Source organism: [Rhizobium] kunmingense (assembly GCF_977018605.1).
In genome coordinates this window covers 2,071,021-2,092,396 of the sequence record NZ_CDRNXG010000001.1, presented here as the reverse complement: position 1 = coordinate 2,092,396, position 21,376 = coordinate 2,071,021, and the positions used below count along the sequence as shown (strand labels likewise).

At 62.5% G+C, this 21,376-nt stretch carries 16 protein-coding genes; 8 read left to right on the top strand and 8 right to left on the bottom strand.

The genetic code is table 11. The features are described 5' to 3' along the window. Nucleotides 1–22 precede the first annotated feature (22 nt). Nucleotides 23–937, bottom strand: coding sequence for a LysR family transcriptional regulator (locus AC0JZ4_RS09800; RefSeq protein ID WP_471886193.1), 915 nt, complete (start codon nucleotides 935–937; stop codon nucleotides 23–25). 108 nt (nucleotides 938–1,045) lie between these two features. Between AC0JZ4_RS09800 and AC0JZ4_RS09795 the strand changes: the two genes are divergently transcribed. The 3 genes from AC0JZ4_RS09795 to AC0JZ4_RS09785 are packed head-to-tail and all read left to right on the top strand — an operon-like array spanning nucleotide 1,046 to nucleotide 2,674. Continuing rightward, on the top strand, nucleotides 1,046–1,768 hold the full coding sequence (locus AC0JZ4_RS09795) for an SDR family oxidoreductase (protein ID WP_471886192.1): 723 nt from the start codon (nucleotides 1,046–1,048) through the stop codon (nucleotides 1,766–1,768). Nucleotides 1,769–1,805: 37 nt separating this feature from the next. Continuing rightward, the gene (locus AC0JZ4_RS09790; RefSeq protein ID WP_471886191.1) at nucleotides 1,806–2,297 is read left to right on the top strand and encodes a carboxymuconolactone decarboxylase family protein; all 492 of its coding nucleotides are present in this window, start codon (nucleotides 1,806–1,808) and stop codon (nucleotides 2,295–2,297) included. Further along, nucleotides 2,294–2,674 carry an Atu4866 domain-containing protein gene (locus tag AC0JZ4_RS09785; protein WP_471886190.1) on the top strand — a complete coding sequence of 127 codons (381 nt, stop codon included), beginning with the start codon at nucleotides 2,294–2,296 and terminating at the stop codon, nucleotides 2,672–2,674. Before AC0JZ4_RS09790 ends, AC0JZ4_RS09785 begins: the two co-directional genes overlap by 4 nt. A gap of 54 nt (nucleotides 2,675–2,728) precedes the next feature. Here the strand turns inward: AC0JZ4_RS09785 and AC0JZ4_RS09780 are convergent, their stop codons facing one another. After that, a complete protein-coding gene (locus AC0JZ4_RS09780; protein ID WP_471886189.1) occupies nucleotides 2,729–3,724 on the bottom strand; it encodes a KpsF/GutQ family sugar-phosphate isomerase in 996 nt (331 codons plus the stop codon). Nucleotides 3,725–3,870: 146 nt separating this feature from the next. Between AC0JZ4_RS09780 and AC0JZ4_RS09775 the strand changes: the two genes are divergently transcribed. Beyond that, nucleotides 3,871–5,451 carry an outer membrane beta-barrel protein gene (locus AC0JZ4_RS09775; protein ID WP_471886188.1) on the top strand — a complete coding sequence of 527 codons (1,581 nt, stop codon included), beginning with the start codon at nucleotides 3,871–3,873 and terminating at the stop codon, nucleotides 5,449–5,451. Nucleotides 5,452–5,814: 363 nt separating this feature from the next. After that, nucleotides 5,815–7,098: a sugar MFS transporter gene (locus AC0JZ4_RS09770; protein WP_471886187.1), complete on the top strand. Its 1,284-nt coding sequence runs from the start codon at nucleotides 5,815–5,817 to the stop codon at nucleotides 7,096–7,098. Nucleotides 7,099–7,208: 110 nt separating this feature from the next. On the opposite strand, the gene galU is transcribed toward AC0JZ4_RS09770, so the two are convergent. Further along, on the bottom strand, nucleotides 7,209–8,096 hold the full coding sequence (gene galU, locus AC0JZ4_RS09765) for a UTP--glucose-1-phosphate uridylyltransferase GalU (RefSeq protein WP_471886186.1): 888 nt from the start codon (nucleotides 8,094–8,096) through the stop codon (nucleotides 7,209–7,211). Nucleotides 8,097–8,296: 200 nt separating this feature from the next. Here galU and AC0JZ4_RS09760 point away from each other — a divergent pair, with 200 nt between their 5' ends. Together AC0JZ4_RS09760 and AC0JZ4_RS09755 are read left to right on the top strand one after the other, a co-directional pair. After that, a complete protein-coding gene (locus tag AC0JZ4_RS09760; protein ID WP_471886185.1) occupies nucleotides 8,297–9,517 on the top strand; it encodes a lytic murein transglycosylase in 1,221 nt (406 codons plus the stop codon). Nucleotides 9,518–9,585: 68 nt separating this feature from the next. Then, nucleotides 9,586–10,779, top strand: a complete 1,194-nt coding sequence (locus AC0JZ4_RS09755) for an SGNH/GDSL hydrolase family protein (protein ID WP_471887852.1) — start codon at nucleotides 9,586–9,588, stop codon at nucleotides 10,777–10,779. A 52-nt stretch (nucleotides 10,780–10,831) separates the two neighbouring features. Here the strand turns inward: AC0JZ4_RS09755 and AC0JZ4_RS09750 are convergent, their stop codons facing one another. From AC0JZ4_RS09750 to gltB, 4 genes are all read right to left on the bottom strand, one after another. Next, nucleotides 10,832–12,337 carry a DASS family sodium-coupled anion symporter gene (locus AC0JZ4_RS09750; RefSeq protein WP_471886184.1) on the bottom strand — a complete coding sequence of 502 codons (1,506 nt, stop codon included), beginning with the start codon at nucleotides 12,335–12,337 and terminating at the stop codon, nucleotides 10,832–10,834. A 229-nt stretch (nucleotides 12,338–12,566) separates the two neighbouring features. Further along, a complete protein-coding gene (locus AC0JZ4_RS09745; protein ID WP_471886183.1) occupies nucleotides 12,567–14,021 on the bottom strand; it encodes a glutamate synthase subunit beta in 1,455 nt (484 codons plus the stop codon). A 12-nt stretch (nucleotides 14,022–14,033) separates the two neighbouring features. Continuing rightward, entirely contained in the window at nucleotides 14,034–14,192 is a 159-nt protein-coding gene (locus AC0JZ4_RS09740) for a hypothetical protein (RefSeq protein WP_471886182.1), read from the bottom strand. Between the two features lie 5 nt (nucleotides 14,193–14,197). Then, a complete protein-coding gene (gene gltB / locus AC0JZ4_RS09735) occupies nucleotides 14,198–18,859 on the bottom strand; it encodes a glutamate synthase large subunit (RefSeq protein ID WP_471887851.1) in 4,662 nt (1,553 codons plus the stop codon). A gap of 547 nt (nucleotides 18,860–19,406) precedes the next feature. On the opposite strand from gltB, the gene AC0JZ4_RS09730 reads away from it, so the two are divergent. After that, nucleotides 19,407–20,459: a threonine aldolase family protein gene (locus AC0JZ4_RS09730; protein WP_471886181.1), complete on the top strand. Its 1,053-nt coding sequence runs from the start codon at nucleotides 19,407–19,409 to the stop codon at nucleotides 20,457–20,459. A 6-nt stretch (nucleotides 20,460–20,465) separates the two neighbouring features. On the opposite strand, the gene AC0JZ4_RS09725 is transcribed toward AC0JZ4_RS09730, so the two are convergent. After that, a complete protein-coding gene (locus AC0JZ4_RS09725; RefSeq protein WP_471886180.1) occupies nucleotides 20,466–21,323 on the bottom strand; it encodes a LysR family transcriptional regulator in 858 nt (285 codons plus the stop codon). Nucleotides 21,324–21,376 lie beyond the last annotated feature (53 nt).

Below are 21,376 nucleotides of genomic sequence, written 5' to 3'. Positions count from 1 at the left end.
CCGACTGCGACATCCCCGGCCATTATCCCTCGGAGAGCGCCCCCGCCATGCGGAAAGCCCGCAAATGCTCGACCAGCGCCCGCAGTTTGGGCGCCATGTTCCGGCGGCTCGGATAATAGAGATAGAAGCCCGCGAAATGCGGACAGAAATCCTCCAGCACCGGCACCAGCTCGCCGCGCGCGATCGCCGGGCGAAAACTGTCCTCCATGCCGAAACTGATCCCGGCGCCGGCGATCGCCAGCTTGATCATCAGCGCCATGTCGGTGGTCGTCACCGTATCGGCCACCGCCACCGAAAACTCCCGTCCATCCTCCTCGAACTCCCAGCGATAGGGCGCGAGACTGTGCGACTTTCGCCAGCCGATGCAGCGACGATCGGCCAGTTCGCGCGGATGCATTGGCACGCCGAAACGTTCGAGATAGGCGGGAGATGCCACGGCCATCTGCCGCTGTTCGCCCGATACCGGCACGGCGATCATGTCCTGCGCGATCACCTCGCCCAGCCGGACACCGGCGTCATAGCCCTCCGCGACGATATCGAATTCCTCGTCCGTGACGGTGACATGCAGCGTCACCTCGGGATTGGCCTCGATGAAGGAGGCGAGAAGCGGGCCGGAGAGAAAGCTCTCGGCGATCGACGACACAGCAAGCGTCAGCCGCCCGCGCGGCCGCCCGCGAAGATTGGCGGCGGCATCGATCGCTCCGCGCATGTCGACAAGCGCCGGCGCCGCCTCCGCATAGAGCCGCTCGCCCGCCTCGGTCAGCGATACGCTGCGCGTCGTGCGCGAGACGAGCGCGATCCCCATCGTCTCCTCCAGCTTGCGGATCGTCTGGCTGACGGCCGAACGCGTCACCCCCATCCGGTCGGCAGCGGCGCGAAAACTCTTCTCGTCGGCCACCAGAACGAAGACCGCAAGCGCATTGTAGTCCGGCAGCATTGGTTAGCCTTGCTTACCTCTGAGTGAAAGAACGGGCGGCTTATCGCAACAATGCCCGGTGTCTATCTTATCCGCAACCGCAATCAGGCGGGATTGAAGGAGAATGTCATGGACAAGGTAGTCCTCATCACCGGCGCATCGAGCGGTATCGGCGTCGGCATTGCCCACGAACTTGCCAGGGCCAGCGCCACCGTCGTGCTTGGCGCACGCCGCACAGATCGCCTCGACGAAGTGGCAAAGGAAATCCGCGCTGCGGGCGGCAAGGTCATGACCCGCCGCCTCGATGTGACCGACCGCAACGATGTGGCGGCCTTCGCCGAGGCAGCGCGGGAAGAGTTCGGCCGGGTCGATGTCATCGTCAACAATGCCGGCGTCATGCCGCTGTCGCCCATGGCCTCGCTGAAGGTCGACGAATGGGACCGCATGGTCGACGTCAACATCAAGGGCGTGCTCTACGGCATTGCCGCCGTGCTGCCGGAAATGACCGAGCGCGGCTCGGGCCACATCATCAACATCGCCTCGATCGGCGCGCTCGCCGTCTCGCCGACGGCCGCCGTCTATTGCGCCACGAAGTTCGCCGTGCGGGCGATTTCCGATGGCCTGCGCCAGGAGACGGACAGGTTGCGCGTCACCTGCATCCATCCGGGCGTCGTCGAAAGCGAACTTGCCAGCACGATCACAGATCCGGTGGCCGCAGAAGGCATGAAGACATGGCGGGCGATCGCGCTGACGCCGGACGCGATCGGACGCGCCGTACGCTACGCGATCGAGCAGCCGGACGATGTCGATGTCAGCGAGATCGTCATCCGCCCGAGCCGTTCGCCCCACTGAACCCACATGACGAAACGAACTCATTAAGGAGGTAATGATGCTTCAACAGATCAGATCCCATGCCGCCACTGCCGGTGCGGTGGCCCTTCTGGGGCTCGCCCCGCAACCGGCCATCGCCGAGACGACCGTGGAGAGGCGCGAGCGCGGCTCAGCCGTGATCCGCGACCTCAACAACGGCATGACCCAGCCCAATCTGGAAGCCATGCGGCAGGAATTCCCCTTCCTTGCCGAGGCAACCGAAGCCTATGCGCTGGGCGATGTATGGTCGCGCGCCGGCCTCGACAACCGCACGCGACAGCTTGCGGCGGTCGCAGCCTTCGCCGCCATCGGCGAGACGGCCTTCATGCGGGTTCACGCCGGCTATGCGCTCAATATCGGCGTGTCGGAGGAGGAGCTGAAGGAAGTCATCTACATGGTCACGGTCCCGGCCGGCTTCCCCAAGGCGATCGCCGCATCGCAGACACTTTCGCAACTCTTTGCGGAACGGCGCGCGGCAAGCGAAGCCGGCAATACGGAGGAACGTCCATGAAACCGCTGAAAAATCGGGCGGTCAAGAATCCGCTCGCCGTCATCGTCGGCACCATCATCCTCACCGCTGCCTCGCTGGGCGCGGTGGTCCATCTCGCCAATGCAGAGGAAACCATGAGCAGCACGGCGCAAGCACAACAGAACCACCCCTATCTCGGCATGTGGGTGACCGGCGACGGCCGCATCCGCCAGGAACTTCTCTCAACCGGCCGCTATGACGAAGCCCGCGGCGCACGGCAGAGCGCCTATCAGGGACGCTACGAGGTTCGCGGCACCCATATCGATTACTGGGACGACACCGGCTTCACCGCCGACGGCACCTTTGTCGATGCCGACACGCTGCACCACGGCGGCATGATCTTTTACCGGGAAAAGTAACCGAGGGCTTGCCGCCCTCGTTCAACAAGCCTGTGCGGGCAAAAATGCGCCCGCTCAGGCGACGCCAACTCTCAGCAGGTCGTGGAAATGCACGATGCCGATGGGGCGGCGATCTTCATCGACCACCAGAAGCGCGCCGATGCTGTGCTTGTTGAGCAGTGCCATCGCCGCCGTCGCCAGCGTATCCTTGCCGACGGTCTTCGGATTGTGGGTCATCACGTCATCGACGCACATGCCGCCGAGATTGCCGTCGAGATGACGGGCAAGGTCGCCATCCGTCACGACGCCGCAGAGGCGCCCGTCTTCATCGACCACGCCGACGCAGCCGAACCGCTTGGCGGAAAGCTCGTGGATGGCGTCGAGCATGGAAACGCCCTTCGCCACCAGCGGCAGGCGCTCGCCGGTATGCATCAGGTCGCTGACATGCGACAGCATCGCCCCGAGCTTGCCGCCCGGATGATAGACACGGAAATCCTGTGCCGAAAAACCGCGTGCCTCAAGCAGCGCCACCGCAAGCGCATCGCCGAGCGCAAGCTGCATCAGCGTCGAGGTGGTCGGCGCCAGTCCGTGCGGACAGGCCTCCTGCGCCTTGGGCAGAAGAAGGACGATATCGGCCTCGCGACCAAGCGTCGAAGTTTCGCCGGACGTCAGTGCGATCAGCGGAATGGAAAAACGGCGGGTGAACGACACGATACCCTGCAGCTCGGCCGTCTCGCCGCTCCACGAGAGCGCCAGCACCACATCGCCCGGCGCGATCATGCCGAGATCGCCATGGTTGGCTTCGACCGGATGCACGAAGAAAGAAGGTGTGCCGGTGGAGGCAAGGCTGGCTGCAATCTTGCGGCCGATATGACCGCTCTTGCCGATGCCGGTGATCACCACGCGACCGTCGATCGCGCCGATCAGCTCGACCGCTTTGCGAAACGCGTCACCAAGACCATCCTGAAGGGCCGCTTCGACGGCGCTGAGCCCCTGCTGCCCGAAGGAAATCGTCCGCAAAGCGGAATCGACGACGTCATGTTCGACGAGTTGTAACGCGCGCTTGATCATGGCGAGAGGAGTAATCCTTTTCCACATCCAAGTCCATCAGGTTCGCCGCGACTGCGACGACTGTCCACCACCTCGCATCGTCTTCAACCAATCCTTAACCACGAGGCTTTACGATTGGGTAAGCATTTGAGGTTGCCGAGCATTCGATGAAGACCGCGACAAACACAGGCACGGCCCGACACGGGCGACGGCAGGCCATCGGCCTTGTTGTCGCCGTCGCAGCGCTGTCCGGTGGTCTCGGCGCGCAGGCTCAGGGCCTGTTTTCCGGCAATGGCAGCCCGCTTACCGCACTGCCCGACAACCAGTTCGGCACAGCCGGCACGACAACGATCACCCAGGGGGCCGGCACCGGCACGGGTGGATGGCTGAGCGGCCCGGAACCGCAATCGACCGATCCCGCCGATGCGGCCGTCTACGATCCTTTCGCACCTCCAGCCGGCACGACCGCCCAGCCGCCTGCGGATGCAGCGACGGCCAATGCGGGCACGGGTCCGGCGCAGGAACCACCCTATGAGGAGGATCTCAACCAGCCGGCGGACGAGCCGCTCGATCTGGGCGATGCGCCGATCGACCAGCCTGAATGGGAGCCGCGTCCGGCCGATGCCGATGACGCGCCGGGCATCCGCGTCGGCACGTTCCGGCTGCGGCCCTCTGTCAACCAGAGCATCAACACCGAACGGCAGCGCAACGGCGACACCACCGACACGCGCCATTACCTCGCCACCGGCTTTCGCGGCACGCTGACTTCGGACTGGTCGCGCCATGCCCTGACGATCACCGGCGACGGCACGTTCCAGCGCAATGTCGGCGGCAATCTCGACACGACAGACCCGCGCGCCCGCATCGGCGCCGACCTGCGCCTCGACCTTGCCGACGATACCGTCGCCCACATCACCGGCGCCTACGATTTCGAGCGCGAGGACGTCGCCGATCCGAACGCGATCGGCAACGCGACACGCCAGTCGGGCGTCCACCAGTTCGAGGGCGAAGCCTCGGTCGAGCGCGAAGTCGGCCGCATCCGCGCACTGGCAGCCATCGGTGCCTCGCGCGACATCTATACCGACGCCACGCTTTCGGACGGAACCGTCGTCAGCAACAAGGACCGCAACCGCACCGGCATCGACGGGCGGCTGCGCCTCGGCTACGAACTGTCGCCGGCGCTGGTTCCCTTCGCCGAAGTGGCGCTCGGCCACACATTCTATGATCGCCGTCGCGACAGTTCCGGTTATGCCCGTTCCTCCGACAATTATGCCGGCCGCCTCGGTTTGAGCTTCGATATGGGCGAGAAATTGAGCGGCGAGCTTGCCGCCGGCTACGAGCATGTAGCCTACGAGGATGCCCGACTGAAAAGCGTCGGCGCCTTCAGCCTCGACGGCAATGTCGCCTGGTCGCCGCGCCGCGGCACCGATGTCAATTTCGGCCTGCGCACCACCGTGCAGGATTCCACCACCGCCGGCCAAAGCGGCTGGGTCGAGTATCAGCTGAGTTCCGCCGTCGCCCATCAGTTGCGCGAAAATCTGGTCGCCCGCCTGACCGGCAGCGCCACGTTCCGCGATTTCCAGGATGGCGGCGCCAACAACGTCACCTGGATCAGCGGCGCCGGCCTGACCTGGAACATCAACCGCTATCTCGATATGACCGGCGACGTGGAATACGAACGCACAACGGGCGGCGGCTCCGAACAGGACATCCTGCGCGCCGGGGTCGGACTAACCTTGCGGAGATAATCACGTTTTCGTGAACGAAAAGACGGGCAGGCTTGCTCAACTTCGAAAAGGTGCAGCTTGCCGCTGCCTTCAATTTAATCGCTTGAAATCTGCCGTTTGCGTTTTGCCAAGCCCCGCTCGACACATCTTGTTTGTGACAGCGGAATGACGAACGAAAATTTCGCTGCAGCGCAACATACGAGATGCGCCATGCGCTTAGCGCATGCCTTGATTTCCGAATAGACATGGGCTGCATTCGGACTTTCCACGCATCTCGCGTTGCAAAACTCTTCCCAACAGTGAGCAACTGCAACATATAACCACGTAATGACGGCACATTTTTGCCGCATTGCAGCAATCGCTGCTTCGAGGAGAGGTTTCAAAGTGGCCAGTTTTTCCAATAGCAACGCAAACGCCGGGAGCTCCTCCGCATCCGGCGCCGGCGTCAACAACTATCAGTTTGCGCTCATTGCACTGACATCGCTGTTCTTCATGTGGGGCTTCATCACCTGCCTGAACGACATTCTCATCCCGCATCTGAAGAACGTCTTCCAGCTCAACTACACGCAGTCGATGCTGATCCAGTTCTGCTTCTTCGGCGCCTATTTCATCGTTTCGCTTCCGGCCGGTGCGCTGGTCAAGCGCATCAGCTATAAATGGGGCATCGTCACCGGCCTGCTGATTGCCGCCATCGGCTGCGCGCTGTTCATCCCCGCTGCCGCCTTCCGCGTCTATGGCCTTTTCCTCGGCGCCCTTTTCGTTCTCGCCTCCGGTGTGACCGTGCTCCAGGTTGCGGCCAACCCTTACGTGACCGAACTCGGATCTCCCGACACGGCAGCCAGCCGTCTGACCCTGACGCAGGCCTTCAACGCGCTAGGCACGACCGTTGCCCCGCTTTTCGGCGCGTTCCTGATCCTGTCGGCCGCGACCGGCGACGTCGCGACGGCCACCGGCGAACAGCTTGAAATGCTGCGTGCGACCGAAGCCGATGCCGTCCGCTTCCCCTACATGCTGCTTGCCATCGCCTTCCTCGTTCTGGCCGCTATCTTCGCAGCCCTGAAGCTGCCGCAGATCCAGGAAGAGGAAATGGCATCCGACGGCAGCGAACGCGCGTCCGCGTGGTCCTACCGCCACCTCGTGCTCGGCGCGATCGGCATCTTCGTCTATGTCGGCGGTGAGGTCTCGATCGGCAGCTTCCTGGTCAACTATCTGGCCGAACCGACCATCGCCAACCTGCCGGAATCGCAGGCTGCTCATTATGTCGCCTATTTCTGGGGTGGCGCCATGGTCGGTCGCTTCATCGGCGCCTATGCGATGCGCTACGTGGACGATGGCAAGGCACTGGCATTCAACGCCATCTTCGCCGCACTGCTGCTGCTGGTCACCGTCTTTGCCGGCGGTCAGCTGGCCATGTGGGCGGTTCTTGCGGTCGGCCTGTTCAACTCGATCATGTTCCCGACCATCTTCAGCCTGGCGCTCAAGGGTCTCGGCCGGCACACCAGCCAGGGCTCCGGCATCCTGTGCCTGGCCATCGTAGGCGGCGCGATCGTTCCGGTCGTCATGGGCGGTCTCGCCGATACGATCGGCATCCACCTCGCCTTCCTGATGCCGGTTCTTTGCTACATCTACATCTTCTACTACGGCATCAAGGGCCATAAGGCCGTCTGATCCGCAAGGCGTCCAGCCGGCGAAGCAACACTTCGCCGGCACGCATATCCAAAAGAAAAGGCCCTCGCAGCGATGCTGCGAGGGCCTTTTTCATTGTGTCGGAAGATGGCTCAGCCGAGCTTGGAAACCAGGGCCTTCAGCGGTCCTTCGATGGCCGGGCGAATGTCGCCGCGCTGCAGGGCAAAGGCGATGTTGGCCATGATGAAGCCGTCCTTGGCGCCGCAGTCATAGGTCTCGCCCTTGAAGTGATAGGCGGCGAATTCCTGTTGCTTGGCAAGTGCCAGCATGCCGTCGGTCAGCTGGATCTCGTTGCCGGCGCCGCGCTCCTGGGTTTCGAGGATCTTGAAGATTTCCGGCTGCAGGATGTAGCGGCCGTTGATGAAGAAGTTCGACGGTGCCGTACCCTTGGCAGGCTTTTCGACCATTTCGGTGATCTTGAAGCCGCCGCCGACATCGGCCCCCTTGCCGACGATCCCGTACTTGTGGGCCTGCTCGGGATCGCATTCCTCGACCGCCAGAACATTGCCGCCGGTCTTTTCGTACAGATCGACCATGCCGGCAAGGCAGCTCTTTTCCGACGACATGATCATGTCGGGAAGAAGCACTGCAAAAGGCTCGTTGCCGACGATGTCACGGGCGCACCAAACTGCGTGACCGAGACCGAGGGGAACCTGCTGGCGGGTGAAGCTCGCCGTGCCGGCCTTCGGCAGGATGCCGGAAAGCAGCGTCAGTTCGGCGTTCTTGTTGCGCTCGCGCAGCATCTGCTCCAGCTCGAACTGGATGTCGAAATAGTCTTCGATCACGCCCTTGCCGCGGCCGGTGACGAAAACGAAATGCTCGATGCCCGCTTCCGCCGCTTCATCGACAACGTACTGGATGACCGGCTTGTCGACGACGGTCAGCATTTCCTTCGGAACGGCTTTCGTCGCGGGAAGGAAACGGGTTCCAAGGCCTGCGACCGGAAATACTGCTTTGCGGATCTTACGTTGTTCAGACACTCATGCCTCCTGAAGCACTTCATTGTGCGGAATTGAAACCTTTCGGTCACTAAAGCGCAATTGCTACTGTTTCGCAAAGGGCTGCCATTGAGGCTCCGCCTATGGTAAAGAATTTGTTGACTCTATCCTGTTAAGACATCGTTGAAGCCGCATACCAGCCGCGCCATGAACGGCGCATGAAGGAATGGATACGACTGCCGATGACCAGATACCGCGCCACTCGCTCCTTTAGTTTCGCTCTCCTGCTTGCCGCCGGCCTTTCAGCCAGCCTCATGCCGATAGATGCTCGGGCAGACGCCGGCTTCAAGTCCTGGGTTGCAAATTTCTACTCGACAGCAGCTAAAAGTGGCATTTCCCGTTCGACCTACAACAAGGCCTTCGCCGGCATCAGCACGCCGGACAAGGATGTGCTTGAAAAGGCGCAATACCAGCCGGAATTCAAGTCGAGGATCTGGGAATACGTCGACAGCCGCGTAAACCCGTATACGGTACGCATCGGCCGCGAAATGGCGGCCCGCCACGGCTCGACGCTGAACGCGATCGAGCGTCATTTCGGTGTCGACAAGAACATCCTCCTCGCCATCTGGTCGATGGAAAGCAATTACGGCGCGGTTCTCGAAAAGCCGGACCGCCTGCACCACGTGCCGCAGGCGCTGGCCACCCTCGCCTGGGCGGATCCGAAGCGCGCCAAGTTTGCCCGCACGCAGCTGATCGCCGCGTTGAAGATCCTGCAGGCCGGCGATGTCACGCCGAAGCAGCTGACCGGTTCATGGGCCGGTGCCATGGGCCACACCCAGTTCATCCCGACGAGCTACCTTCTCTACGCCGTCGATGCGGACGGCAACGGCAAACGCGACATCTGGCATTCGATCCCGGATGCGCTGGCGACCTCGGCAAACCTTCTGGCCAAGAACGGCTGGACCACCGGCAAGACCTGGGGCTATGAGGCCGCAATGCCGGCCGGCGCCGCACGCTATGAGGGCCAGACCAAGACGATCTCCCAATGGGCCGCCCTCGGCTTCACCCGCCCCAACGGCAAGGGTTTTCCGCGCGGCGATGATCGCGCCGTGCTCAAGCTGATGGCCGGTTCCGACGGCCCGGGCTTCCTGATGCTGAAGAACTTCTACACCATCAAGAAATACAACAACGCCGACAGCTACGCGCTCGCCGTTGGCCTTCTGGCCGATGAAATCGCCGGTTACGGCGGCATGCAGCAACCCTGGCCGCGCCCGCACGGCACGCTTGGCGTAAAGGAAAAGTTCGAGCTGCAAAGCCGCATGAAGGAACTCGGCTATTATGACGGCGAGATCGACGGCAATTTCGGCTCCGGTTCGAAGGCGGCGATCTCGGCCATCCAGCAGCGCCTCGGCATGGAGCAGAATGGCGAACCTTCGCAGAGTCTGCTCCACGCCATCCGTTGACAACGGCACGAACAGGATCAAAATCCTCGGGCGCCCCACAGTAGCGCACCGTGGATCGGGTACCGATGATGTCAAAACTCCTGCTCAAAGCCAAACTCAGTCGCGGCATCTCCGGCGTGCTCATGCTCGGCATAGCGCTTGCCGGTCTGCCCACGACGGCGGCGGCGCAGGAATTCGTCCGCAAGCGCAACCTCTTCGACATGCTGTTCGGCGGCCCGCGTTACGAGCGTGAGGAACCGCCGCCGCGCCGCTACGACCGCCGCGACGGCTCTATCATCGAAATGGCGCCGAGACGCGAGCGTAACCGCGCCGTGCGCGCCGTAGCGCCCCGCCCTCCTATACCTGCGGCACCGCCGAAGCCCGAGCCGGTGGCAAAGCTTGAGAACGCGCGAAAAATCCTGGTCGTCGGCGATTTCTTCGCGGGCAATATCGGTGGCGAACTGGAAAATACCTTTGCCGCCTCGCCGGGCGTTTCAGTGACGACCCGCAGCGACGGCTCCTCCGGCCTTGTCCGCGACGACCACTATGACTGGCTCGGCGAGCTTCCCGGCATTCTCGACGAGGCGAAACCTGCCATGGTCGTCGTCATGATGGGCGCCAACGACCGCCAGCAGATGACCTCGGGGGCCAAAGAGCGGTTCCGCACGGACGCCTGGGATACCGAATACCAGCGCCGCGTTTCCGAAGTGGCGCGCATGGTGACGACCCGCAAGCTGCCGCTGATGTGGGTTGGCCTGCCCTCCTTCCAGTCGCCCTCTATGATGGCCGATGCGGTCAAGCTCAACGCTATCTACCGCGCCCGCACCGAAGCCGTGGGCGGCGAGTTCGTCGATATCTGGGACGGGTTTGTCGACGAGGACGGCAGGTTCATCGTCACCGGTTCCGACGTCAACGGTCAGCAGGTACGCCTGCGCGGCGCCGACGGCATCACCTTCACCAATGCCGGCAAGCAGAAACTCGCCTTCTATGTAGAGCGCGTCGCCCGCCGGCATCTGGGCGAAATGGCAAGCCCTGAACTGGTGAAGCTCGATGCATCCAGTCTGCCGGATCTCGGCCTGCCCGCCGATGCGAGCAAGCAGCTCCTCGCCCATCCGATCAGTTTCTCGGATCCCGAACTCGACGGCGGCAAGGAGCTTATGAGCAGCCGTCCGGTTGCCAATGCCCTGTCGCAGTCGCCACGCGACAAGCTGATCGAGCGCGGCGAGATGGATCCAGCGCCGACCGGCCGGATCGACGATTACAAGATCACCCGTACACAATGAGGAACAGGCGCCGTCTCCGGCGCCTGTCGTTGTTTCGGCCTGTGCGAAGGTCTCACCAGTAGCCGAGCACGGACCACCATGCCGAGCCGACAACGGCGAAGATGGTGAGGTTGACGACGCACATGATGAAGCCGACGCCCCACCACTTGCCCATGCTGATATAGCCGCTGCCGAAGATGATCGGCGACGTACCGGTGGCATAGTGGGTGAGCGTCATCATGATCGCCGAACCGGCCACCATCATCAGCATGAACGGCGCCTGATACTCCGCCGGGATCAAGAGCGCGCCGACCATCAGGAAGGCGAGCATCATGGCGCTGACATGCGCAGTCGCGCTGGCGAAAATATAGTGGGCGAAGGTGAAGACCGTGACCAGCACCGCCGCCGTCATCTGCCAGCCCAGTTCACCCTGCGAGATCATGTCCTTCATGCCGTTCGAGAACCAGCCGACCACGCCGAGCTTGTTCAACTGGTCGGCCATCATAACCAGCGCGCCGAACCAGATCAGCGTGTCCCAGGCGCTCTTTTCGCCCAGCACGTCGTTCCAGTCGATCGTGCCGGTGATCAGGAGCACGAAGAGACCGAGAAATGCCACCATGGTCGGGTCGAGCGTGAAGGCCGGGCCGAACAGCATTGCCGGCAGGTTTGCCCACAGGCCAAGGAGCATGGCGAACGTGCAGACCATGACCTTCTCCTTCGGCGAGACCGGGCCCATCGCCTCCAGTTCCTTGCGAGCGTAGACGACGGCATCCGGCGTGGTCTTCAGCTCGGGCGGCGAGATGACATAAAGCACGAGCGGCATGACGAACATCGCCACAACGCCGGGAACGAACATGCACAGCGCCCACGTCATCCATGTCAGATGAATGGCGCCGTTCGTGGCCCTTGTGACATATTCCAGCGCCAGCGGGTTGGCGGCAGTCGCCGTCAGGAACATCGCCGACGAGATCGGGTTGGCATGGTAGTTGACGAGCGCCAGATAGGTGCCGACCCGTCCCTGCGTCCCCTTGGCCGGATCGCTGTCGAAGGCGTTGGCGATCGACTTCATGATCGGATGGATGATGCCGCCGCCACGCGCCGTGTTGCTCGGCGTGAACGGCGCGAGGATCAGCTCGCAGAAGACCAGCCCGTAACCGATGCCGATCGTCCGCTTGCCGAGAAGCGCGATGAAATAGAGACCGATGCGCCGGCCGAGCCCGGTCTTGCGCAGGCCGATAGAGATCAGGACCGAGATGACGATCAGCCAGATCAAGGGATTGGAGAAGCTGCTCAGCGCATCCGCCACCGCGCCCCGCGACGTCGGGGACGTCACCTGCGCCAAGGAGACGATGACGATGGCCATCAACGCCATCACGCCGATCGGCATCACCTTGAGGATGATCGCAAGGATCGTCGTCAGGAAGATGGCCAGCATCCGCCAGCCATTGTCGTCCAGGCCGGATGGCGTGGGTAGAAGTAGAAGCGTGACGAGAAAGACCGTGGTGATGATCGCGGGAATGATGCGAAATGGAACCGCGTTCTTGAAGTAACTGAAAATGCCTGAAATATCGAGTTTCATTGGCCTGTCCTTAGGGGTGTCCGGCGACCGCATCCCCTGCAGCGCCTTCTTCAACAAGGCGTTGCATAATCACCCGCCCCGCCCATTGATACGGGTCAAATTGAAGCGGGCGTGCGCCTCGGCTGCCAGGAAACATGCGGCGGATCCGGGATCGCAGACGAAAAAGCCACCTCGCCCGAAGGTGAGATGGCTTGATCAGGTCCAAGACGGATATCTGTTGCTTGGGGCCTCAGCGCGGAAGCACGGACGATCCCATCAGCGCCTCGTCGATGGCGCGGGCCGCCTGGCGGCCTTCGCGGATCGCCCAGACGACCAGCGACTGGCCGCGACGCACGTCGCCGGCGGTCCACAGCTTGTCGACCGAAGTCTTGTAGTCACGATCGTTGGCAACGACATTGGTCGAGCCGCGGCGGTCGACATTCAGTTCCAGCTTGCCGTCGAGTTCGGCCAGCACGCTGTCGGTCGCCGGGCCGGAAAAGCCGATGGCGATGAAGGCGAGATCGGCCTTGATGATGAAGTCGGTGCCGGCGATCGGCTTGCGGCGATCGTCGACCTCGCAGCAGCGCACGCCGGTCAGCTGACCGTCTTCACCGATGAATTCGAGCGTCGCCACCTGGAACTCGCGGATCGCGCCTTCTGCCTGGGAGGACGAGGTACGCATCTTCGTTGCCCAGAAGGGCCAGACGGCGAGCTTGTCTTCCTTTTCGGGCGGCTGCGGGCGGATGTCGAGCTGGGTCACCTTGACGGCGCCCTGGCGGAAGGCCGTTCCGACGCAGTCCGACGCCGTGTCGCCACCGCCGACGACGACGATATGCTTGGCGCCGGCCAGGATCGGCTCGGCCGCCCACGCGACGCTGTCGATATTCTCGCGGCCGATACGGCGGTTCTGCTGCACGAGATAGGGCATGGCATCATAGACGCCGTGCAGATCGGTGCCGGGAATGCCTGCCGGACGCGGGGTTTCCGAACCGCCGCAGTAAAGCACGGCATCGAACTCCGCCGTCAGCTCTTCGGTCTTCTTGTCGACGCCGACATTGACGCCGTAATGGAAGGTGACGCCTTCGCCGGTCATCTGTTCGACGCGGCGGTCGATGAAGTTCTTCTCCATCTTGAAATCCGGGATGCCATAGCGCAGCAGGCCGCCGGCCTTGCTTTCGCGTTCAAACAGATGCACCTCGTGACCGGCGCGGGCCAGCTGCTGCGCCGCCGCCATGCCGGCAGGGCCGGAACCGATGACGGCAACCTTCTTGCCGGTCTTCACGGTCGCCGGCTGCGGCACGATATGGCCCAGCTCATAGGCCTTGTCGGCAATCGCCTGCTCGACCGTCTTGATCGCGACCGGCATGTCTTCGAGGTTGAGCGTGCAAGCTTCCTCGCACGGCGCGGGACAGACGCGACCGGTGAATTCCGGGAAGTTGTTGGTGGAATGGAGGTTACGGATCGCCTCTTCCCACTTGTTGTTATAGACCAGATCGTTCCAGTCGGGGATCTGGTTGTGCACGGGACAGCCGGTCGGGCCGTGGCAATAGGGAATACCACAGTCCATGCAGCGCGCCGCCTGCTTGGTCACTTCCGCATCCGACATCGGAATGGTGAACTCGCGGAAATGGCGGATACGATCCGACGCAGGCTGATACTTGCCCACCTGCCGGTCGATTTCCATGAAACCCGTAACCTTGCCCATGTCATTCCCTCTTCAAAGCAGGGTGCCCGTTGGCCCCCAGTACCAGTAGGCGAGACCCATGGTCGCCCCCAGCACGATGAATTCTATTGCGACATCGCCGCTCGCCAAGAACACGGCCGCCGGCACGGCGACCGCAATGCCCACCGAAATCAATCGATGAACCAGAGCCATTCGGCCTATTCCGCAGCCACGCCCATCCGCATGCGTTCCATCTCGACCAGCGCGCGGCGATATTCGACCGGCATGACCTTGCGGAACTTCGGACGGAACTCGGTCCAGCGATCAAGGATGTCCTTGGCGCGGGTAGAGCCGGTGTAGTGCATGTGGTTGGAGATCAGCTGGTAGAGGCGCTCCTCGTCGTGGCGCGTCATGTCCTCGGAAACGTCGACGCGTCCCTTGTGCATGATGTCGCCGCCGTGGTGGTGCAGCTTTTCCAGCATGTCGTCCTCTTCCGGAACCGGCTCGAGTTCGACCATCGCCATGTTGCAACGCTTGGCGAAATCACCCTTCTCGTCCAGCACGTAAGCAACCCCGCCCGACATGCCCGCCGCGAAGTTGCGGCCCGTCTCGCCGAGAACGACGACGATGCCGCCGGTCATGTATTCGCAGCCGTGGTCACCCACGCCCTCGACGACGGCGATCGCACCCGAATTGCGCACCGAGAACCGCTCGCCGGCAACGCCGCGGAAATAGCATTCCCCGGTGGTCGCGCCGTAAAGCACAGTATTGCCGACGATGATCGAATTTTCTGCGACGATCTTGGAGTTTTCCGGCGGACGCACGATGATGCGGCCACCCGACAGACCCTTGCCGACATAGTCGTTGCCGTCACCCACCAGATCGAAGGTGATGCCGCGGGCGAGGAAGGCGCCGAACGACTGTCCGGCGGTTCCTGTCAGCGTCACATGGATCGTGTCGTCCTTCAGGCCCTTCTGGCCCCAGCGCTTGGCAAGTGCACCCGAAAGCATCGCGCCGGCAGACCGGTCGACGTTCCTGATCGGCACTTCGAAGACGACCGGTTCCTTGCTCTCGAGAGCGGCCTGCGACTTCTCGATCATCTTGCGGTCGAGAATGTCGTCGATCGGGTGGTTCTGACGCTCTGTCCAGTAAGTAGCGGCCTTCGGCGCCTCCACCTTGTGGAAGATCTTCGAGAAATCGAGGCCTTCCGACTTCCAGTGTGCCAGCATCTCATCCTTTTCGAGCAGGTCGGAAAGGCCGATGATGTCGTCGAACCTGGTGAAACCGAGCGATGCCAGGATCTCGCGCACTTCTTCGGCGACGAAGAAGAAGTAGTTGATGACGTGCTCCGGCGTGCCCTTGAAGCGCTTGCGCAGCACCGGGTCCTGGGTGGCGACGCCGACCGGGCAGGTATTCAGATGGCACTTGCGCATCATGATGCAGCCGGCGGCAATCACCGGAGCCGTCGCAAAGCCGAACTCGTCGGCGCCCAGAAGCGCGCCGATGATGACGTCACGGCCGGTCTTCAGGCCGCCATCGACCTGCAGCGCGATACGCGAGCGAAGTCCGTTCAGCACCAGCGTCTGCTGGGTTTCGGCAAGACCGATTTCCCAAGGCGAACCGGCATGCTTGAGCGAGGTGAGCGGCGAGGCACCCGTACCACCGTCGAAACCGGCGACCGTGATATGGTCGGCGCGCGCCTTGGCGACACCGGCGGCAACCGTACCGACGCCGACTTCGGACACCAGCTTGACTGAGATATCCGAGGTCGGGTTGACGTTCTTGAGGTCGTAGATCAGCTGCGCCAGATCTTCGATCGAATAGATGTCATGGTGCGGCGGCGGCGAAATGAGGCCGACACCCGGCGTCGAGTGACGGGTCTTGGCGACAGTCGCATCGACCTTGTGGCCGGGCAGCTGGCCGCCCTCGCCGGGCTTTGCACCCTGCGCCACCTTGATCTGCAGCATGTCGGCATTGACCAGATATTCGGTGGTCACGCCAAAACGGCCCGATGCGATCTGCTTGATCGCCGAACGCTCCGGGTTCATCGAACCATCCGGCAGCGGCAGATAGCGATCGCTCTCCTCGCCGCCCTCGCCGGTGTTCGACTTGCCGCCGATCTTGTTCATGGCGATGGCGAGCGTCGTGTGCGCCTCGCGGCTGATCGAGCCGAAGGACATGGCGCCTGTCGAGAAACGCTTGACGATATCGACCGCCGGCTCGACCTCGTCGAGCGACACCGGCTTGCGGCCGAGCGCTTCCGCCGACTTGATCTTGAACAGGCCGCGGATCGTGTTCATCCGAACCGCCGTCTCGTTCACCATCTGGGCAAACTCGCGGTAACGGTCCTGGCTGTTGCCGCGCACGGCATGCTGCAGGGTCGCCACGACATCCGGCGTCCAGGCGTGGCTTTCGCCGCGCATACGATAGGCATATTCGCCGCCGATATCGAGCGACGAGGCAAGAACCGGGTCCTTGCCGAACGCCGACTGGTGACGCGACACCGTTTCGTCGGCGATCTCGGTCAGACCGATGCCTTCGATCGAGGTCGCGGTACCGAAGAAATACTGATTGACCAGATCCGAGTTCAGGCCGACCGCGTCAAAGATCTGGCCGCCGCAATAGGACTGGTAGGTCGAGATGCCCATCTTGGACATGACCTTGAGAATGCCCTTACCGACCGCCTTGATGTAACGATAGACGATTTCCGTCGCATCGACTTCCTTGGGGAACTCGCCGCGCATATGCATGTCGGTCAGCGTGTCGAAAGCAAGATAGGGGTTGATCGCCTCGGCACCGTAGCCGGCCAGAAGGCAGAAGTGGTGGATCTCGCGCGGCTCGCCCGATTCCACGACCAGGCCGACCGAGGTGCGAAGCCCCTTGCGGATCAGGTGATGGTGCACAGCAGCCGTCGCCAAAAGTGCCGGGATGGCGATACGGTCCGGCCCTATCTGGCGGTCCGACAGCACGATGATGTTGTAGCCGCCCTTAACTGCAGCCTCGGCACGTTCGCACAGACGGTCGAGCATTTCCGGCATGCCTTCGGCGCCGCGCTCGATGTCGTAGGTGAAATCGAGCGTCTTGGTGTCGAACCGGTCTTCCGTGTGGCCGATGGAGCGGATCTTTTCCAGATCGCCATTGGTCAGGATCGGCTGGCGCACTTCCAGACGCTTGGCATTCGCCATGCCGTCATGGTCGAGAATGTTCGGGCGCGGGCCGATGAACGACACGAGGCTCATGACCAGTTCTTCGCGGATCGGATCGATCGGCGGGTTCGTCACCTGCGCGAAATTCTGCTTGAAATAGGTGTAGAGCAGCTTCGACTTTTCCGACATGGCCGAGATCGGCGTATCGGTACCCATCGAGCCGACGGCTTCCTGACCGGTCGTCGCCATCGGCGACATCAGGATCTTCGTGTCTTCCGAGGTATAGCCGAAGGCCTGCTGGCGATCGAGCAGGGACACGTCGCGACGCAGCGCACGCGGCTCAACCGGCTTCAGGTCTTCGAGGATCAGCTGGGTGCGATCGAGCCACTTGCCGTAAGGGTGCTTGGTGGCGAGCTCCGTCTTCAGCTCCTCGTCGGAGACGATCTGGCCCTTTTCCATGTCGATCAGCAGCATCTTGCCCGGCTGCAGACGCCACTTCTTGATGATGTTCTCTTCCGGCACCGGCAGCGTGCCGGCTTCGGACGCCAGAATGATCCGGTCGTCGTCGGTGACGAGATAGCGGGCCGGACGCAGACCGTTACGGTCAAGCGTCGCACCGATCTGGCGGCCGTCGGTGAAGCAGACGGCGGCAGGACCGTCCCACGGTTCCATCAGCGCGGCATGGTACTCGTAGAACGCCTTGCGTTCCTTCGACATCGACTGGTTACCGGCCCATGCTTCCGGGATCAGCATCATCATCGCATGCGCCAGCGAATAACCGCCGCGCAGGAGGAATTCGAGGGCGTTGTCGAAGCAGGCCGTGTCCGACTGACCTTCATAGGAGATCGGCCAGAGCTTGGAGATGTGGTCGCCGAACAGCGGCGAAGATACGGACGCCTGGCGCGCTGCCATCCAGTTGACGTTGGAGCGCAGCGTGTTGATTTCGCCGTTATGGGCGACCATGCGGTACGGGTGCGCAAGCTTCCACGACGGGAACGTGTTGGTCGAGAAACGCTGGTGGACGAGTGCCACCGCCGTTTCGAAACGCGGATCGGCCAGATCCTTGTAATAGGCACCGACCTGATAGGCGAGGAACATGCCCTTGTAGACGATCGTCGAGGACGACAGCGACACCGGATAGAAGCCGGTCTCCTGGCCACCGAACTGGTCGTAGATGCGGTTGGAAATGACCTTGCGGATCAGGAACAGCTGGCGCTCGAATTCGGCATTGGTCGCGGCATCGCGACCGGCACCGATGAAGACCTGCAGATGATGCGGCTCGGTTCCGGCAATTTCCGGCGCCTTCGACAGCGAGGAATTGTCGACCGGTACATCGCGGAAGCCGATGAACTGCTGTCCCTCTTCCGCGATGACATCGATGATGACCTGCTTGAAATGCTCGATCTGTTCGGCATCGCGCGGCAGGAAGAAGTGGCCGACGGCGTATTCGCCGGCCTTCGGCAGGGTAATGCCCTGGCCGGCCATTTCCTCGCGGAAGAAGCGGTCGGGTATCTGCACCAGAATGCCCGCGCCATCGCCCATCAGAGGATCGGCGCCGACAGCACCGCGATGCGTCAGGTTTTCAAGGATGAACAGGCCGTCCTTGACGATCTGGTGCGACTTGACGCCCTTCATGTGGGCAATGAAGCCGACGCCGCAGGCATCGTGCTCGTTGCGCGGGTCATAAAGCCCCTGCGCGGCCGGAATACCCGACGCGATGAAGGGCACGCCCATCTCGGCTTTCACCGAGGCGATGTCGGTGGGACAGTGCGCGTCAACAATCTTCTTCGTCATGGTCATTCCTCCTGTTGGCCGCTTATCTTGAGCGAGCAAGGTGGCACTTCATCAATTCCTGAAGATGACATGCGTCATCCCTGAGATCACACGAGAGCGCCGGCCCGGCGATAGCTGCAAGCCCCGATTGAGGCGCATCCTAACCCGGATCGGCGTCGAGATCAGCGGCACGGACATGAAATCTGGCCGCCAAAACTTCAATTAGGTCAGAAAGACTGTCCTAATTCCGATATTTCTATCGCATGATTTTAACTTTCTCACAAGTGTACGCCAGCAGAAAATCGCGCAAGGCAGGAAGCTTCGTTACCAAAGGATGCAAGCCGACGTAATTTAATTGCGCCAGCGCTCAGGCAAATGCCTCTTCATTGCCGGATCGAAAGGTTCCGCACCTGGCAGCCACCTTTGCTCCTTCGCCGGTCATTGCACCGGGGCGAAAAAGTCTTAATGTCCGCAGCCGTTCTCCCAACGCGATATCAAGGTGATCCGCATGTTCTTTGCCTCCGACAACTGGGCGGGAGCCCATCCCGCCATCAACGAACGTCTGTCGAAGGAATCGACCCGTTTTGCCGCCGCCTACGGCACGAGCGAACTGGACCGTGCCATAGAGCAGCGTTTCAACGAGATCTTCGAGCGCGAGGTCGCCGTCTTCTTCGTCGCCACCGGCACCGCCGCCAACTCGCTGTCGCTTGCCAGCATTGCCCGCCCCGGCGGCCTCACCTTCTGCCACACGGAAGCACATGTAATCGAGGACGAGTGCGGCGCACCTGACTTCTTCTCCGGCATGCGCATGGTCGGCGTCGAAGGCCCGGACGGCAAGATGCTGCCGGAAAACCTGATCGAGCGGATCGCCCGCTACCCGCAGGATGCCATCCATCACGGCCGCGCCGCCGCCGTCACCATGACCCAGGCGACCGAATTCGGCACGACCTACACGCTGGACGAGATCGACGCCATTTCCGCCATTGCCAAGAAAAACGGCCTGCCGCTGCACATGGATGGCGCCCGCTTCGCCAACGCCCTCATCTCACTCGGCTGCTCGCCGGCGGACATGACCTGGAAGCGCGGCGTTGACGTACTTTCGTTCGGCGGCACCAAGAACGGCTGCTGGTGCGCCGAAGCGATCGTCTTCTTCGATCCGGCGCTGGCGAAGGATTTCGCCTTCCTGCGCAAGCGCACCGCCCAGCTTTTCTCCAAGTCGCGCTTCATCGCCGCCCAGTTCGACGCCTATCTGAAGGACGATCTGTGGCTCGGCCTCGCCGGTCACGCCAACGCCATGGCGGATCGCCTGCGCACGGGCTTCGGCTCGCTCAACAGCGCCCGCCTCGCATGGCCGACCAATGCCAACGAAGTTTTTGCCATCCTGCCCAAGGCATCCGCCAAGGCAGCGCAGGAAAAGGGCGCAAAGTTTTACGACTGGCTCGAGCCGCGTGACATGCCGGAAAAGGTGGCCGGCGACGAGGCGCTCATCCGCATGGTCACGTCCTTTGCCACGACGGAAGAGGATGTCGACCAGTTCCTGTCGATCTGCGCCTCGGCGTAAGATACATCACGACACTGATTGCGGCACGATACGTGCCGCAATCAGTGTCGACAGTGCCTCAACCATCTGCGTATCCGCGCCTCGACGTGGAACGAGGACGAACTCCACATTCTCCAGTCGCGGCAGACGATCGGCGGTGACTTCCCGCAACCCCTCCGGCACCATGCTGCGCGGTTGCACCATCAACCCCATGCCCGCACGCGCCGCAGCCGTCAGCCCGCTGAGACTGCCGCAGGTGCAGACGACCCGCCATGCGAGGTTTTCCCGATCGAGCGCCTCCTGCACCACCCGCCTTGTGATCGAAGGTGGCGGAAAGGCAATCAACGGCAGAACCGCATCGCGCGCCGGCACACTCTGCGTATCCCGCGCCAGCCAGACCAGCGGCTCACGGTAGAGAAGCCGCCCATGCGTCTCGCCGACATGTCGCTTGGCCAGCACGAGGTCGAGGTCGCCGGCATCCTGCATCTGGTTCAGCACCGCACTCAAGGCAACGGTCAACTCCAGGTCGACCAGCGGATGCAGCCGGATGAAATCCTCCAGAATGCCGGTCAGGCGATTGGCGACAACATCCTCCGACACACCGAGCCGCAAGCGCCCGCGCAGCCGGCTTTCTCCGAACAGCGAAAACACACGACCATTGAGATCCAGCATGCCGCGCGCATAGCCGACCAGCGCCTCGCCGTCGGTTGTCAGCCGCACCTGATGCGTGTCGCGTAGGACGAGCTGCCGCCCTAGCGCCTTTTCCAACCGCTGGATATGCTGGGTGACCGTCGACTGCCCCACTCCCAGCCGCGCCGCCGCCTCGGTGAAGCTGCCCGTCTGTTGCAACATGAGGAAACTGTCGAGATGGTGGAGGTTCAGCATGGTTATCGCACTTTGTGATAGCTGTTAGTGTTTGCATTCTATTTCACGATAAG

What these genes read in the sequence shown, in the direction of transcription:
- AC0JZ4_RS09800 (WP_471886193.1), bottom strand. Translation starts at nt 937, where the DNA reads ATGCTGCCGGACTACAATGCGCTTGCGGTCTTCGTTCTGGTGGCCGAC.
- AC0JZ4_RS09795 (WP_471886192.1), top strand. Translation starts at nt 1,046, where the DNA reads ATGGACAAGGTAGTCCTCATCACCGGCGCATCGAGCGGTATCGGCGTC.
- AC0JZ4_RS09790 (WP_471886191.1), top strand. Translation starts at nt 1,806, where the DNA reads ATGCTTCAACAGATCAGATCCCATGCCGCCACTGCCGGTGCGGTGGCC.
- AC0JZ4_RS09785 (WP_471886190.1), top strand. Translation starts at nt 2,294, where the DNA reads ATGAAACCGCTGAAAAATCGGGCGGTCAAGAATCCGCTCGCCGTCATC.
- AC0JZ4_RS09780 (WP_471886189.1), bottom strand. Translation starts at nt 3,724, where the DNA reads ATGATCAAGCGCGCGTTACAACTCGTCGAACATGACGTCGTCGATTCC.
- AC0JZ4_RS09775 (WP_471886188.1), top strand. Translation starts at nt 3,871, where the DNA reads ATGAAGACCGCGACAAACACAGGCACGGCCCGACACGGGCGACGGCAG.
- AC0JZ4_RS09760 (WP_471886185.1), top strand. Translation starts at nt 8,297, where the DNA reads ATGACCAGATACCGCGCCACTCGCTCCTTTAGTTTCGCTCTCCTGCTT.
- AC0JZ4_RS09755 (WP_471887852.1), top strand. Translation starts at nt 9,586, where the DNA reads ATGTCAAAACTCCTGCTCAAAGCCAAACTCAGTCGCGGCATCTCCGGC.
- AC0JZ4_RS09750 (WP_471886184.1), bottom strand. Translation starts at nt 12,337, where the DNA reads ATGAAACTCGATATTTCAGGCATTTTCAGTTACTTCAAGAACGCGGTT.
- AC0JZ4_RS09745 (WP_471886183.1), bottom strand. Translation starts at nt 14,021, where the DNA reads ATGGGCAAGGTTACGGGTTTCATGGAAATCGACCGGCAGGTGGGCAAG.
- AC0JZ4_RS09740 (WP_471886182.1), bottom strand. Translation starts at nt 14,192, where the DNA reads ATGGCTCTGGTTCATCGATTGATTTCGGTGGGCATTGCGGTCGCCGTG.
- gltB (WP_471887851.1), bottom strand. Translation starts at nt 18,859, where the DNA reads ATGGGCGTGCCCTTCATCGCGTCGGGTATTCCGGCCGCGCAGGGGCTT.
- AC0JZ4_RS09730 (WP_471886181.1), top strand. Translation starts at nt 19,407, where the DNA reads ATGTTCTTTGCCTCCGACAACTGGGCGGGAGCCCATCCCGCCATCAAC.
- AC0JZ4_RS09725 (WP_471886180.1), bottom strand. Translation starts at nt 21,323, where the DNA reads ATGCTGAACCTCCACCATCTCGACAGTTTCCTCATGTTGCAACAGACG.